The 15,514-nt window shown below is 65.4% G+C and carries 13 protein-coding genes; 11 read left to right on the top strand and 2 right to left on the bottom strand.

The genetic code is table 11. The annotated features are described in order from the left end of the window. Positions 1-238: 238 nt before the first annotated feature. Together CAG44_RS19435 and CAG44_RS19430 are read right to left on the bottom strand one after the other, a co-directional pair. Entirely contained in the window at positions 239-1,435 is a 1,197-nt protein-coding gene (locus tag CAG44_RS19435; protein WP_085623421.1) for an amino acid aminotransferase, read from the bottom strand. 163 nt (positions 1,436-1,598) lie between these two features. After that, positions 1,599-2,624, bottom strand: a complete 1,026-nt coding sequence (locus CAG44_RS19430) for an Ldh family oxidoreductase (protein ID WP_085692810.1) — start codon at positions 2,622-2,624, stop codon at positions 1,599-1,601. 143 nt (positions 2,625-2,767) lie between these two features. Between CAG44_RS19430 and CAG44_RS19425 the strand changes: the two genes are divergently transcribed. From CAG44_RS19425 to CAG44_RS19370, 11 genes are all read left to right on the top strand, one after another. After that, positions 2,768-3,640 carry a MurR/RpiR family transcriptional regulator gene (locus CAG44_RS19425; protein WP_085692809.1) on the top strand — a complete coding sequence of 291 codons (873 nt, stop codon included), beginning with the start codon at positions 2,768-2,770 and terminating at the stop codon, positions 3,638-3,640. Between the two features lie 22 nt (positions 3,641-3,662). Further along, complete coding sequence (locus CAG44_RS19420; RefSeq protein ID WP_085692808.1) at positions 3,663-4,415, top strand: transporter substrate-binding domain-containing protein; 753 nt, start codon at positions 3,663-3,665, stop codon at positions 4,413-4,415. A gap of 145 nt (positions 4,416-4,560) precedes the next feature. After that, complete coding sequence (locus CAG44_RS19415; protein ID WP_004376260.1) at positions 4,561-5,280, top strand: ABC transporter permease; 720 nt, start codon at positions 4,561-4,563, stop codon at positions 5,278-5,280. Beyond that, complete coding sequence (locus tag CAG44_RS19410; RefSeq protein ID WP_025338833.1) at positions 5,277-5,987, top strand: ABC transporter permease; 711 nt, start codon at positions 5,277-5,279, stop codon at positions 5,985-5,987. Before CAG44_RS19415 ends, CAG44_RS19410 begins: the two co-directional genes overlap by 4 nt. Before the next feature lie 16 nt (positions 5,988-6,003). After that, positions 6,004-7,248: an FAD-binding oxidoreductase gene (locus CAG44_RS19405; RefSeq protein ID WP_085692807.1), complete on the top strand. Its 1,245-nt coding sequence runs from the start codon at positions 6,004-6,006 to the stop codon at positions 7,246-7,248. 22 nt (positions 7,249-7,270) lie between these two features. Next, positions 7,271-8,053, top strand: coding sequence for an amino acid ABC transporter ATP-binding protein (locus CAG44_RS19400; protein WP_025338831.1), 783 nt, complete (start codon positions 7,271-7,273; stop codon positions 8,051-8,053). Between the two features lie 420 nt (positions 8,054-8,473). Continuing rightward, positions 8,474-9,283 (top strand): gamma-glutamyl-gamma-aminobutyrate hydrolase family protein, encoded by an 810-nt coding sequence (locus tag CAG44_RS19395; protein ID WP_015270696.1) that lies wholly within the window; start codon positions 8,474-8,476, stop codon positions 9,281-9,283. Between the two features lie 386 nt (positions 9,284-9,669). Next, positions 9,670-10,581 carry a 5-dehydro-4-deoxyglucarate dehydratase gene (gene kdgD, locus CAG44_RS19390; protein ID WP_025338830.1) on the top strand — a complete coding sequence of 304 codons (912 nt, stop codon included), beginning with the start codon at positions 9,670-9,672 and terminating at the stop codon, positions 10,579-10,581. 104 nt (positions 10,582-10,685) lie between these two features. Next, on the top strand, positions 10,686-12,047 hold the full coding sequence (locus CAG44_RS19385; protein WP_085692806.1) for an MFS transporter: 1,362 nt from the start codon (positions 10,686-10,688) through the stop codon (positions 12,045-12,047). A gap of 77 nt (positions 12,048-12,124) precedes the next feature. Continuing rightward, complete coding sequence (garD, locus tag CAG44_RS19380) at positions 12,125-13,678, top strand: galactarate dehydratase (protein ID WP_085692805.1); 1,554 nt, start codon at positions 12,125-12,127, stop codon at positions 13,676-13,678. A gap of 165 nt (positions 13,679-13,843) precedes the next feature. Beyond that, positions 13,844-15,424, top strand: coding sequence for an aldehyde dehydrogenase (NADP(+)) (locus tag CAG44_RS19370; RefSeq protein ID WP_085692804.1), 1,581 nt, complete (start codon positions 13,844-13,846; stop codon positions 15,422-15,424). The last annotated feature ends 90 nt before the right edge of the window (positions 15,425-15,514 follow it).

Here is a 15,514-nt window from a genome sequence, read left to right as displayed (position 1 = left end):
TTCGCCCAACTCAACCGAAAAAGGGAGCGCGATTGTGCACGGAAAGGTTGCACTTGCGAAGCCCTTTTCCGAGGAGCGGTTGCACTTGTCTTTACAAGCGGATTGCAACCAGAGGCTGCATGCAGCCTGATCGCCGGCAAGCCGGCTCCCACACCGACCGCGCAGCGCTTGAGCCTTGCGCTATCTCTGTGGGAGCCGGCTTGCCGGCGAAAGGGCCGCAAAGCGGCCCCGTGCGGTGTTACTTCTGGACGGCAGCGAACGCTTCGGCAACCCGTTGCAGGTTGGCCGGGCGCAGGCCGGACATGCATACGCGGCCGCTGTCGATCAGGTACACGCCGAACTCGTCACGCAGGCGGCGCACCTGCTCGACGCTGAAGCCGGTGTAGCTGAACATGCCGCGCTGGCGCAGGAAGAACTGGAAGTCCTGGCCTGGCAGCAGCACTGCCAGGGCATCGACCAGCGCCTGGCGCATGTCGAGGATACGTTTGCGCATCACTTCGACTTCCTCGGCCCACTGGGCATTGAGGGCGGCATCGCCGAGCACGCCAGCAACCAGCTGGGCGCCGAAGTTGGGCGGGCTGGAGTAGTTGCGGCGCACGGTAGCCTTGAGCTGGCCGAGCACGCTCTGGGCAGTGGCGTCATCGTCGCAGACCACCGACAGGCCGCCGACACGCTCGCCGTACAGCGAGAAGATCTTCGAGAACGAGTTGCTGACCAGGCACGGCACGCCGGCGCGGGCCATTTCACGGATGGCGTAGGCGTCTTCCACCAGGCCTTCGGCGAAGCCCTGGTAGGCGATGTCGAGGAACGGAATCAGCTGGCGTGCCTTGACCACTTCAACCACCTGTTGCCACTGGTGCTGTTCCAGGTCGGCGCCGGTGGGGTTGTGGCAGCACGGGTGCAGCAGCACCACGCTGTTGGCCGGCAGGGTCTGCAGGGTGGCCAGCATGCCGTCGAAGTCCACGCCGCGGGTGGCCTGGTCGAAGTACGGGTAGGTGTGCACCTTGAAGCCGGCGCCTTCGAAGATGGCGCGGTGGTTGTCCCAGGTCGGGTTGCTGACCCAGACTTCGGACTGCGGGAAGTAGCGCTTGAGGAAGTCGGCACCGACCTTGAGGGCGCCGGAACCACCCACGGTCTGCACGGTGGCCACGCGCCCGCCGGTCACGGCTGGGTGATCGGCACCGAACAGCAGTGCCTGGATCGCCTGGCGGTAGCTGGCCAGGCCTTCCATCGGCAGGTACAGCGAGGCTTCGTGGTCCTGGCCGGCGATGCGTTTTTCCACCGCATCCACAGCCGCCAGTTGCGGCACCACGCCGGCCTCATCGTAGTACAGGCCGATACTCAGGTTGACCTTGTCGGCGCGCGGGTCGGCCTTGAAGGTTTCCATCAACGAGAGGATCGGGTCGCCGGCATAGGCATCGACATGTTTGAACACAGCGTGCAGCTCCTTGGATCAGGACAGTTCGAAAAGGCAGCCCTGAGCATACCCGGAGTGCGGGCTCAGGAACATCAACTATTGTGCAAGGTTGTCTATGCAACATTGCATGGCTGAGGATTGGCGCTGGATTCTTCGCGGGCGCGCCCGCGAAGAGGCCGGGTCAGCCAAGCAGCTCTTTCAGGCCTTGCAACTCCTGCTCGGTCACCGCCACCCCCTCCTCCTCGGCCACCTCGCGCTCGCGGTAACGCCGCTCGCCCGGCATGCGCGTCAGCCCTACCGCCTGCATCTGCTCGACCAGCTCGCGGCTGCGCTGGGCAAACCGCTCGCCCTCGGCCTTGTTCGGGTCGATGACGATGATCAACTGCCCGGTCCACGGCGTCTTCGCCCCCGGGTGCCCCGACCAGTCGAACTCCCAGGAAAAATGCCCGCCGGTCAGCGCCGCCGCCAGCAACTCGACCATCATCGACAAGGCCGAGCCCTTGTGCCCGCCAAATGGCAGCAAGGCGCCGCCTTCCAGAATCGCCTTGGGGTCGGTGGTCGGCTCACCATTGGCATCCACCCCCATGCCCTCCGGCAATTGCTGGCCAGCGCGCGCGGCAATCTGCACGTCGCCATGGGCCATGGCGCTGGTGGCCATGTCGAAGACGATCGGGTCATGTTCGGCGCAAGGTGCGGCAAAGGCGATGGGGTTGGTGCCGAACAGCGGCTTGCGGGCGCCGTGCGGCACCACGCAGGTCATGCTGTTGACCACGCTCAGGGCTACCAGGCCTTCGTCGGCGAATGGCTCCACATCCGGCCACAGCGCGGCGAAGTGGTGCGAGTTGTGGATCGCCAGCACGGCGATACCAGCATTGCGCGCCTTCGCCACCAGAAGTTCACGGGCCGCCGCCAGCGCCGGCTGGGCGAAGCCGCCTGCGGCATCGACGCGAACATAACCGGGCGCCACATCGCTGACCTTCGGCGTGGCCTGGCCGTCGACCCAGCCACTGGCCAATGTCGAAACATAGCCAGGCATGCGGAACACCCCATGGCTATGGGCACCATCGCGCTGGGCGCTGGCGCAGTTGTGGGCCAGCACCCGCGCCACGTTTTCGCTGCAGCCATGGCGCTGGAAAATGCTCTGCAACAGGCCCTGCAGCTCGGTAAAAGGCACACGCACGACGGTGCCGGTGGAAAGTGCGGACATCTGAAGCTCCTTGTTGGAATTGGAATGGCTACAGCGTTGCAACGACAAAAACTTTCCTGCATGTGACAGCTATCTGTCAAATGTTGACTTGATGACAGAAAACAGCCATTTTCTTTCGCAAGCCTTACCCCTGGAGCCGCAGCATGAGCCAACTGATCAAGCAACGCCTGGAAAACAGCCTCGAAGGGGCCGCTGCTTCGGGCCGCAAGATCGCCAGCTACATGCTCGCCAACCTGCATGAACTGCCGTTCCAGACCTCGGCCAGCATTGCCGTCAAGCTGGGCGTCAGCGAATCCAGCGTCGGCCGTTTCTGCCGCTCATTGGGTTATGCCCATCTCAAGGCGTTGAAGCAAGACCTGCAGAACGACCTGGGCGATGGCCCGTGGCTGGTCGGCGACCGCCTGCAAGATTACCGCCAGAACCAGGACGCCAGCGACAACGCCGGCAGCCTGGAACTGGAAATCGCCGCCCTGGTGCGCGTGCACGAGTATCGCCAGAGCAGCGCCTGGCACAGCGTCGCCCAGCGCCTGGCGAGCAAGCAGCGGGTGTTCATCGCCGGCTTCCAGACCGAGCGCGGCATTGCCATGTGCATGAGCCACCTGCTGCAGTACCTGCGCGATGGCGTGCAGCTGGTGGATATCAGTGCCGGGCACTTTGGCGAAGTATTGCTGGGCCGCGCCGAAGACAGCGCCCTGGTGGTGTTCGAAGCCCGCCGTTATTCCCGCCATGCCCTGCTGTTGTGCCAGAAGGCACGCGAGGCTGGCATTGCGGTCACCTTGGTGACCGACCCCTTCTGTGACTGGGCCGATGCCAACGCCGACGAGGTGTTCCGCATCCCCACCGAGTTCAACCTGTTCTGGGAGTCCACCTCGACCATGCTGTCGTGGGTGCACCTGATGGTCAACGAGGTCTGCAAGAAGCTCGGACCGGATGTTGAAAAACGCTTGGAAGCAACTGCCGCTCTACATAACGAATTCGTCGGCTACACCTCGTGGTCGACGGGAAAACAACAATAGCAAGAGTGCAATGAGGTGCGAGATGAACAAGACCATGGCCTTGGTGGGTGCGTGCGCCCTGCTGCTGTCGGGTGCCGCCAGTGCCGAAACCCTGCGCTTCGCCACCGAGGGCGCCTACCCGCCCTTCAACTATGTCGACGCCAATAACCAGTTGCACGGCTTCGACGTCGACATCACCCACGCCCTGTGCGAGCAGATGAAAGTCGAGTGCACGCTGGTGGCCCAGGACTGGGAAGGCATCATCCCGGCGCTGATGGCACGCAAGTACGACGCGGTGGTCGCGTCGATGATCAACACCGAAGAACGGCGCAAGAAAATCGCCTTCACCGACCACTATTACCGCACCCCGCTGACCGTTGCCGTGGCCAAGGACAGCAAGATCAACGACGCCCAGACCAACTTCGACGGCTACACCGTTGGCGCCCAGTCGTCGTCCACCCAGGCCATCTACGCCGAAGACGTCTACGCCAAGGCCGGTGCCGACGTGAAGCTGTACCCGACCATGGACGAAGCCAACGCCGACCTGGCCGCGGGCCGCCTGGATGGCGTGATTGCCGACAAATTCCCACTGAACGAGTGGATGACCAAGAACGGCGGGGACTGCTGCAAGATCCTCGGCGACGTGGCCGACACCAAGGCCGATGCCGCCATTGCCGTGCGCAAGGACGACGAAGCCCTGCGCCAGCGCCTGAACACCGCGCTGCAGCAGATCGTCGCCAACGGTACCTACCAGAAGATCGCCAGCAAATACTTCGCTTTCGATATCTACAACTGATCTTCAAGCCCTCATTGCCTGACCGGGCCCTATCGCCGGCAAGCCAGCTCCCACAGGTTGCTCACTGACCTGAAGAACAGCGGTGTACCTGTGGGAGCTGGCTTGCCGGCGATGAGGCCGGTGAGGTCAACACAAGGTGTTCGTCATGCTCGATCAATTATCCTTGCTGTCCTTCGCCAGTGGAGGCTGGGGCCAGGCGCTGCTGGCCGGCGCGCTGGTCACCGTTTCCCTGGCCCTGGCCTGCCTGCCCATCGGCCTGCCGCTGGGCCTGGTCGTCGCCCTTGCAGCGCGCTCGCGCAAGCGCTTGCCGCGCGCCTGGGCCACCACCTTCTCCACCGTGTTCCGTGGCCTGCCCGAACTGCTGACGCTGCTGATCATCTATTACGGCTGCCAGATCGCCGCACAGAAGATTCTCGCAGCCATGGGCTACCAGGGTGAGTTCCTGATCAATACCTTCCTCGCCGCAATGATCGCCTTCAGCCTGGTGTTCGCCGCGTTCTCCAGCGAGATCTGGCTGGCAGCCTTCAAGACCCTGCCCAAGGGCCAACTGGAAGCCTGCTCGGCGCTGGGCCTGAGCAAGCGCACCGGCTTCTTCAAGGTGCTGCTGCCACAACTGACCCGCATCGCCCTGCCCGGCCTGTCCAACAACTGGCTGTCGCTGCTCAAGGACACCTCGCTGGTCTCCACCATCTCGCTGGTCGACCTGATGCGCCAGACCAACCTGGCCGTCAGCGTGACCAAGGAGCCGATGTTCTTCTATGGCGTGGCCTGCCTGGGCTACCTGCTCTTCGCCGCCATTTCCGGGCGTGTGTTCGCCTTCATCGAACGGCGCAGCAACCGCCACCTGCAAGGAGCACGCGCATGAGCTTCGAACAACTGCTGGCGCTGGTCCTCGACCCCGACCTGCTGGACCGCTACGGCCCGCGCTTCCTCGATGGCCTGCTGGTAACGGCCAAGCTGGTGGCGATTTCCTTCAGCCTGGGTGCCGTGCTCGGCCTGTTGCTGGCCTTGGCGCGCATGTCGCGCAGCCTGCTGCTGCAGCGCATGGCCGCCGGCTACGTGTACTTCTTCCGCGGCTCGCCGCTGCTGGCCCAGCTGTTCCTGCTGTATTACGGCCTGGGCTCGCTCAAGGGCTTCTGGCAGGACGTCGGCCTGTGGTGGTTCTTCCGCGAGGCGTGGTTCTGCACCCTGCTGGCGTTCACTCTGAACACCGCCGCCTACCAGGCCGAGATCTTCCGCGGCAGCCTGATGGCCGTCGCCCCCGGCCAGCATGAGGCGGCGCGGGCGCTGAACTTGAAGCGCTCGACCACCTTCTTCAAGGTGATCCTGCCGCAGTCGCTGCTGGTGGCCATCGGCCCGCTGGGCAACGAACTGATCCTGATGATCAAGGCCAGCGCGATCGCCTCGCTGGTGACCATCTACGACCTGATGGGCGTGACCAAACTGGCCTTCTCGCGCAGTTTCGACTTCCAGATCTACCTGTGGGCCGCCGTGCTCTACCTGTTGATCGTCGAACTGGTGCGGCGCCTGCTGAAACACCTGGAAGCCCGCCTGGGCCGCCACCTGAACTGACCGAAGGATACGTTCCATGCATTGCCAGACCCTTGTCCTCGGCGCCGGCATCGTCGGCGTCAGCACCGCGCTGCACCTGCAGGCCCGCGGGCGCCAGGTGATCCTGATCGACCGCGACGAACCGGGCAGCGGCACCAGCCACGGCAACGCCGGGCTGATCGAGCGCTCCAGCGTGATCCCCTATGCCTTCCCGCGGCAACTGGGCGCGCTGCTGCGCTACGGCCTGAACCGCCAGCCCGATGTGCGCTACAGCCTGCTGCACCTGCCCAAGGCCGCCCCCTGGCTATGGCGCTACTGGCGCCAGTCGGCCCCCGGGCGCCTGGCCGGGGCCGCCGCCGACATGCTGCCGCTGGTGCAGCGCTGCGTCGAGGAGCACGACGCATTCATTGCTGCCGCCGGCCTGGAAGGGCTGGTGCAGGCCAAAGGCTGGATCGAAGTGTTCCGTGACCCGACGCTGTTCGAGCAGGCCAAGGCCGACGCCAAGGGCCTGAGCCGTTATGGCCTGCAGTTCGAAATCCTCGAATGCGGGCAGTTGCAGGCCCGCGAGCACCAGCTGGACGCCAGCGTGGTCGGCGGCATTCACTGGCTCGACCCCAAGACCGTGAACAACCCCGGCGCCCTCACCCGCGGCTACGCCACCCTGTTCACGCAGCGCGGCGGGCAGTTCCTGCATGGCGATGCGCGCAGCCTGCGCCAGGTCGACGGCCAATGGCGGGTAGACAGCCGCCGCGGCCCGATCACCGCCAACGAGGTGGTGGCCTGCCTCGGCCCGCAGTCGGCTGACCTGTTCAGCGGCCTGGGCTACCAGATCCCGCTGGCGATCAAGCGTGGCTACCACATGCACTACAGCACCCGTGACGGCGCGCAACTGGAGCATTCCATCTGCGACACCCAGGGCGGCTACGTGCTGGCGCCAATGGCCCGCGGCGTGCGCCTGACCACCGGCATCGAGTTCGACGCCAGCAGCGCGCCGGGCAACCAGATCCAGCTGGGCCGCTGCGAAGCCCTGGCGCGCAAGCTGTTCCCGGCCCTGGGCGAGCGCCTGGACGACACCCCCTGGCTGGGCCGCCGCCCGTGCCTGCCCGACATGCGCCCGGTGATCGGCCCGGCGCCGCGCCACCCGGGGCTGTGGTTCAACTTCGGCCACGCCCACCACGGCCTCACCCTGGGCCCGGTCAGCGGCCGGCTGGTGGCCGAACTGGTCACCGGCGAACGCCCCTTCACCGACCCCGCGCCCTACAGCGCGACTCGTTTCGACTGAACCCCTGCGGGAGAACAACAAGATGACCGCACCACTGAGCCTTGCCACCCTTGCCCCCGAACCCGACCCACGCCCGGTGCTGATCCGCATCGAAGGCCTGAACAAGCACTACGGCGCGTTCCACGTGCTGCGCGACATCGACCTGCAGGTGCGCGAAGGCGAACGCATCGTGCTGTGCGGGCCGTCCGGCTCGGGCAAGTCGACCCTGATCCGCTGCATCAACCGCCTGGAAGTGGCCCAGCAGGGCAGCATCAAGGTGGATGGCATCGACCTGGCATCCACCACCCGCGAAGCGGCGCAGGTGCGCAGCGACATCGGCATGGTGTTCCAGCACTTCAACCTGTTCCCGCACATGAGCGTGCTCGACAACTGCCTGCTGGCCCCCACCAGCGTGCGCGGGTTGTCGCGCAAGGACGCCGAGGAGCGGGCGCGCATGTACCTGAGCAAGGTCGGTATCGAAAGCCAGGCGCACAAGTACCCCAGCCAGCTGTCCGGCGGCCAGCAGCAGCGCGTGGCGATTGCCCGGGCGCTGTGCATGAAGCCGCGGATCATGCTGTTCGACGAGCCCACCTCGGCGCTGGACCCGGAGATGGTCGCCGAGGTGCTGGATGTGCTGGTGCAGCTGGCTGGCACCGGCATGACCATGCTTTGCGTCACCCATGAAATGGGCTTTGCCCGCCAGGTGGCCGAGCGGGTGCTGTTCCTCGAGGGTGGGCAGATCATCGAAGACAGCCCGCCGCAGGTGTTCTTCAACCAGCCGCGTACCGAGCGGGCCAAGGGGTTCCTGGCGCAGATACTGCACTGACACCTGTTCCGGCCTTTTCGCGGGCTCGCCCGCTCCCACAGGATCACCTCGGCCTTCGGGACCGGTGATCAACCTGTGGGAGCGGGCATGCCCGCGAAGAGGCCGGAACAGGCGACACCTTCATTGCACCGCTGCAAAGACCCAACTGCATCGTTAAATATTATTGACCTTAACCCCCGCCAAACCCACGCCACCACAGGCCCGCATCGGTTTCAGCCCCCAAAAACCGGTACATTCCCGGCCATCAAGCCCTGCTCCGTCGTTTGACATATCGAACGGCTCTGGCAAGCTATCTACAAGCCCCGACCGGAATCGTCGCCTCCGACGAGCCGGCAGTGCTCGGGGCTACAGGTTGCACCCATGGCCCCGCGCCGTGCACCTGCACAACAACGACAGGCCGAACCTGTCCCAAGGTGACATATGTCCAACAGCAACATTGGCAACAAGCAACCCTCCCTGCGCAAACCCGTCGTCCTGATGACCATGGGCAGCCAAGAGCGCAAAGGCCATGACTACCAGGTCATGACCCACAAATACATCACCCCGCTGGTCGAGTTTTCCGATTGCGTCCCGGTGCTGGTGCCCACCTGCTGCGGCATCGAAGACCTCGAGACCTATCTGGACATGGCCGACGGCGTGTACCTGACCGGCGCCGGCAGCAACATCGACCCGGCCCTGTACGGCCAGGAGAACGAGACCCCCGGCAAAGGCCAGGACCAGAACCGCGACCTGTTCGACATCCCGCTGGTCAAGGCCGCGATCAAGCGTGGCCTGCCGATCTTCGGCATCTGCCGTGGCATGCAGGAAATCAACGTGGCCCTGGGTGGCGACATCTACCAGAAGGTGTACGCCGAGCCTGGCTTCAACGACCACCGGGAAAACCCGGAAGACCCGGTCGAGGTGCAATACGCCCAGGTGCACGGCGTGAAGATCAAGCCGGACAGCTGGCTGCGCGACACCCTGGGTACCGACGAGATTCGCGTCAACTCGCTGCATGGCCAAGGCCTGCACAAGCTCGGCGCCGGCATCGAGGCCATCGCCCACGCCGAAGACGGCCTGGTCGAGGCGATCCATGCCCCGAGCATCTCGCCGTTCCTGTTCGCCGTGCAGTGGCACCCGGAGTGGCAAGCGGCGAAGAACCCGGATTCGATCAAGATCTTCCAGGCTTTCGGCGACGCTTGCCGGGCCCAGGTACGCAAGGCGCAGATCAAGCGCCAGCACGCTGCCTGACCCCAGTTTCCTCTGCTTTGATCGCGGGGCGGCGCAAGGCCGCCCCCGTTTTCCCCGGTCACCCTCTGCTGGTCCCAGAACACTTCCCGTGGAAACGGGCGGCGGGCTTGTGCCTGTCTCCGCGATCGTTTTTTCCTACCTCACCAAGAGATACGATGACTGATCGCAGCTAGTCTGCCATCTGTGTCTTATACATCTCTTGTTGTCGCCTGTGCCGGCCTCTTCGCGGGCACGCCCGCGAAGAGGCCGGGCCAGGCAATAACATTCCTTCAGCCCCTCCACAAAAAAATCTCCCAAAGGGACTAGTCATCGTACAAGTTGTACGATAACTTACCTCCAACGCAAAACAACACCCTTCACCCAAGCGCCACAGGATGCCAACAACAATGACTCCACAAGAACTCAAATCCATCCTCTCCCACGGCCTGCTGTCTTTCCCGGTCACCGACTTCAACGCCCAGGGCGACTTCAACCCGGCTGGCTACGTCAAGCGCCTGGAATGGCTGGCCCCGTACGGCGCCAGCGCCCTGTTCGCCGCCGGCGGCACCGGTGAGTTCTTCTCCCTGGCTGCCAGCGAATACAGCCAGGTAATCAAGACCGCAGTCGACACCTGCGCCAAGTCGGTACCTATCCTCGCCGGCGTCGGCGGCTCCACCCGCCAGGCCATCGAATACGCGCAAGAAGCCGAGCGCCTGGGTGCCAAGGGCCTGCTGCTGCTGCCGCACTACCTGACCGAAGCCAGCCAGGAAGGTGTCGCCGCCCACGTCGAAGCAGTGTGCAAATCGGTAAACATCGGCGTAGTCGTCTACAACCGCAACGTCTGCCGCCTGAACGCCGACCTGCTGGAAAAACTGGCCGAGCGTTGCCCGAACCTGATCGGCTACAAGGACGGCCTCGGTGACATCGAGTTGATGGTGTCGATCCGTCGCCGCCTGGGCGACCGCTTCAGCTACCTGGGTGGCCTGCCGACCGCCGAGGTGTATGCTGCTGCCTACAAGGCCCTGGGCGTGCCGGTGTACTCCTCCGCCGTGTTCAACTTCGTGCCGAAGACCGCCATGGACTTCTACAACGCCATCGCCCGTGACGACCACGCCACCGTGGCCAAGCTGATCGACGACTTCTTCCTGCCGTACCTGGACATCCGCAACCGCAAGGCCGGCTACGCCGTGAGCATCGTCAAGGCCGGTGCCAGGATCGCCGGTTACGACGCCGGCCCGGTGCGTACTCCGCTTACCGACCTCACCGCCGACGAGTACGAAAAACTCGCCGCGCTGATGGACAAGATGGGCCCGCAGTAAGCGCCGCCCGCGGCCTGCCAGATGCCGCGCCCGGAGTGGGCCAGCCCCACTCCGGTTACAATTCGTGAGCCCGCACAAAAATAACTAGTGGGAGTACTACCAGCATGCAAGCGACGAAGAAGACGCATGTGCGCTACCTGATCCTGTTCATGCTGTTCCTGGTGACCACGATCAACTACGCTGACCGCGCCACCATTGCAATCGCGGGCTCCAGCCTGCAGAAAGACCTCGGCATCGATGCCGTGACCCTCGGCTACATCTTCTCCGCCTTCGGATGGGCATACGTGGCTGGCCAGATTCCTGGTGGCTGGCTGCTCGACCGCTTCGGTTCCAAGAACGTCTACGCCTTCAGCATCTTCACCTGGTCGCTGTTCACCCTGCTGCAGGGCTTTGTCGGTGGCCTGCCGGTGGCCTGGGCGGTGGTGACGCTGTTCACCCTGCGCTTTTTGGTCGGTTTTGCCGAAGCCCCGTCGTTCCCGGGCAATGCGCGCATCGTCGCGGCCTGGTTCCCGACCCAGGAACGCGGCACCGCCTCGGCCATCTTCAACTCGGCGCAGTACTTCGCCACCGCACTGTTCGCACCGATCATGGGCTGGATCGTATTCAGCTTCGGCTGGGAGCACGTGTTCGTGGTCATGGGCGCACTGGGCATCGTGTTCTCCATGGTGTGGCTGAAGACCATCTACAACCCGCGCCAACACCCACGCATCAGCCCAGGTGAACTCGAGCACATCGAGCAGAACGGCGGCCTGGTGGACATGGACCAGAAGCGCAGCAACGACGGCCCGAAATGGGGCTACATCAAGCAACTGCTGACCAGCCGCATGCTGCTGGGCGTGTACCTGGGCCAGTACTGCATCAACGCCATCACCTACTTCTTCCTCACCTGGTTCCCGGTGTACCTGGTGCAGGAGCGCGGCATGACCATCCTCAAGGCCGGCTTCATCGCCTCGCTGCCGGCGGTCTGCGGCTTCATAGGTGGTGTGCTGGGCGGGGTGATCTCCGACTGGCTGCTGCGCCGCGGCAACTCGCTGACCTTCTCGCGCAAGCTGCCGATCGTCTGCGGCCTGCTGCTGTCGACCACCATGGTGTTCTGCAACTACGTCGACGCCGAGTGGATGGTGGTCGGTTTCATGACCCTGGCGTTCTTCGGCAAAGGCATCGGCGCACTGGGCTGGGCGGTAGTCGCCGACACCTCGCCGAAACAGATCGCCGGGCTGTCGGGCGGGCTGTTCAACACCTTCGGCAACATCGCCTCGATCACCACGCCGATCGTGATCGGCTACATCATCAGTGCCACCGGCTCGTTCAAGTGGGCCCTGGTGTATGTCGGCGCCAACGCCCTGGTGGCGGTGTTCAGCTACCTGGTGATCGTCGGCCCGATCAAGCGCATCGAGCTGCGTGAAAGCCCAAAGCCTGACGCCGAGCCAGCGGCCGGCAGCGAACTGGCCGGCTCGCGCCACTGAGTGAACACGCCCGCGTCGGCCAACCCGCCGCGGGCGGATGTACAAAAGCCTGAGAACCTGACAAGTAGGGCCCGAACATGCAGTTGATCGAACATTCCGACTCGCCCCGCTACGTCCGCCTGCACGACGACGACAATGTCGTGGTGGTGGTCAACGATGGCGGCCTGGGCGAAGGCGCCCGCTTCGCCGACGGCCTGACCCTGGTCGAAGGCGTGCCACAGAGCCACAAGGTGGCCACCGTAGCCATCGCCAAGGGCGAACCGGTGCGCCGCTACGGGCAGATCATCGGCTACGCGCTGGAAGACCTGCGCCAGGGCAGCTGGGTGCAGGAGAGCCAGCTGGCCATGCCGGCCGCGCCGGAGCTGGACAGCCTGCCACGCTGCGACGCCGTCCCGCAGCCGCTGCCGCCGCTCGAAGGCTTCGCCTTCGAAGGCTACCGCAACGCCGACGGCACCGTCGGCACCCGCAACATCCTCGGCATCACCACCACCGTGCAGTGCGTGGCCGGCGTGCTGGAGCATGCGGTAAAGCGCATTCGCAGCGAGTTGCTGCCCAAGTACCCCAATGTCGATGACGTGGTGGCCATCACCCACAGCTATGGTTGCGGTGTGGCGATCAACGCGCGCGATGCCTACATCCCGATCCGCACGGTACGCAACCTGGCGCGCAACCCCAACCTGGGCGGCGAGGCCCTGGTCATCAGCCTGGGCTGCGAAAAGCTGCAGGCCGGCCAGGTGATGCACGACAACGACCCGTCGGTGGACCTCAGCGACCCGTGGCTGTACCGCCTGCAGGACGCCAGCCTGGGCTTTGTGGAAATGATCGAACAGATCATGGAGCTGGCCGAGACCCGCCTGAAGAAACTCGACCAGCGCCGCCGCGAAAGCGTGCCGGCCAGCGAACTGATCCTGGGTATGCAGTGCGGGGGCAGCGATGCCTTCTCGGGCATCACCGCCAACCCGGCACTGGGCTACGCCGCCGACCTGTTGGTACGCGCCGGCGCCACCGTGCTGTTCTCGGAAGTGACCGAAGTGCGCGACGCCATCTACATGCTCACCTCGCGGGCGGAAAACCAGGAGGTCGCAGACGCCCTGGTGCGCGAAATGGACTGGTACGACCGCTACCTGCAGCAAGGCGCCGCCGACCGCAGCGCCAACACCACGCCGGGCAACAAGAAAGGCGGCTTGTCGAATATCGTCGAGAAGTCCCTGGGGTCGATCGTCAAGTCCGGTAGCGGCGCCATCCAGGGCGTGCTCGGCCCGGGCGAGCGGGTCAACCGCAAAGGCCTGATCTTCTGCGCCACCCCGGCCAGCGACTTTGTCTGCGGCACCCTGCAACTGGCTGCCGGCATGAACCTGCATGTGTTCACCACCGGCCGCGGCACCCCGTACGGCCTGGCCATGGCGCCGGTGGTCAAGGTATGCACCCGCAGCGAGCTGGCCCAGCGCTGGCCCGACCTGATCGACATCGACGCCGGGCGCATCGCCAGCGGCCGCTCGACCATCGAGGAGCTGGGCTGGGAGCTGTTCCACTACTACCTGGACGTGGCCAGCGGCCGCAAGCAGACCTGGGCCGAACAGCATCGCCTGCACAACGACATCACCCTGTTCAACCCGGCACCGATTACCTGATGACCCGGCTTCTCGACAGTGTCGCGATCCCTGTGGGAGCGGGCGAGCCCGCGAAGCAGGCAACCCGGTGTATGGCACCGGCTGCGCCGGTGTTCGCGGGCTCGCCCGCTCCCACAGGTCATGCGACAACCTGCCAGATTTTCTCTCAACCTACAGGAGCACCCCATGCCTGAAATCCTCGGCCACAACTTCATCGCCGGCCAGCGCAGCGCCGCTGGCCCGCAGCGCCTGCAGAGCCTGGACGCCAGCACCGGCGAGGCCCTGCCCTACAGCTTCGCCCAAGCCACCGAAAGCGAAGTGGACCAGGCCGCCAAGGCCGCGGCCGCCGCTTTCGCCGAATTCCGCCAGCTGGCCCCGGCGCGGCGCGCCGAATTCCTCGACGCCATCGCCGCCGAGCTGGACGAACTGGACGACGCCTTCGTCGCCATCGTCTGCCGTGAAACCGCCCTGCCCCCCGCCCGTATCCAGGGCGAGCGCGGCCGCACCAGCGGCCAGATGCGCCTGTTCGCCCAGGTATTGCGCCGTGGTGACTTCCTCGGTGCACGCATCGACCTGGCCCTGCCCGAGCGCCAGCCCCTACCGCGCGTAGACCTGCGCCAGATGCGCATCGGCGTCGGCCCGGTCGCCGTGTTCGGCGCCAGCAACTTCCCGCTGGCCTTCTCCACCGCCGGTGGCGATACCGCCGCGGCCCTGGCCGCCGGTTGCCCGGTGGTGTTCAAGGCCCACAGCGGCCACATGGCCACCGCCGACCTGGTCGGCTGCGCCATCCAGCGCGCCGCCGAGCGCACCGGCATGCCCAAGGGCGTGTTCAACATGGTGTTCGGTGGCGGCGTCGGCGAGTGGCTGGTCAAGCACCCGGCCATCCAGGCCGTCGGCTTCACCGGCTCGCTGAAAGGCGGTGACGCCCTGTGCCGCATGGCCGCCGAGCGCCCGCAGCCGATCCCGGTGTTCGCCGAGATGTCCAGCATCAACCCGGTCATCATCCTGCCGGGCGCCCTGGCCAAGCGTGGCGAAGCCATCGCCCGAGAACTGGCCGGTTCGGTGTGCCTGGGCGCAGGCCAGTTCTGCACCAACCCGGGCCTGGTGATCGGCCTGCAGTCGCCGCAGTACAGCCAACTGCTGGCCGAGCTTGGCCAGCACCTGAGCCAGCAAGCCGGCCAGACCATGCTCAACGCCGGTGGCCTGCGCAGCTACGTTGGTGGCCTGGAGCACCTGCACGCCCATGCCGGTATCGAGCACCTGGCCGGCCAGGCGCAGGCAGGCAGCCAGGCGCGCGCCCAACTGTTCAAGGCCAATGCCCGCCTGCTGGTGGAGTCTGACCCGCTGCTGCAGGAAGAAGTGTTCGGCCCGACCACTGTTGCCGTGGAAGTGCAGGACAACGACCAGTTGCGCGCCGCCCTGCTCGGCCTGCGTGGCCAGCTGACCGCGACCCTGATCGGCGAGCCGGAAGACCTGCAGGCCTTCGCCTGGCTGGTGCCGCTGCTGGAGGAGAAAGTCGGGCGGATCCTGGTCAACGGCTACCCGACCGGTGTCGAGGTGTGTGATGCGATGGTGCACGGCGGGCCTTACCCGGCCACGTCGGATGCGCGCGGCACGTCGGTCGGCACCCTGGCCATCGACCGCTTCCTGCGCCCGGTGTGCTACCAGAACTACCCGCAGGCGCTGTTGCCTGAAGCACTGCGCGACGGCAACCCGCTTGGGCTGCGTCGTCTGGTGAATGGCCAGTGGAATGAGGGCGCGATCTGATCGCCCCTTGAAACCAGAAAGCCCCGCACATGGCGGGGCTTTTCTTTTGGCTGTACCGGCCTCTTCGCGGGCACGCCCGCTCCCACAGGT

This window comes from Pseudomonas sp. B13(2017) (genome assembly GCF_002113245.1).
In the GTDB taxonomy this organism is placed as follows: Bacteria; Pseudomonadota; Gammaproteobacteria; order Pseudomonadales; family Pseudomonadaceae; genus Aquipseudomonas; species Aquipseudomonas putida_Z.
Note: the sequence above shows the minus strand (reverse complement) of the source record. Positions and strands in the feature narration are given on the sequence as shown.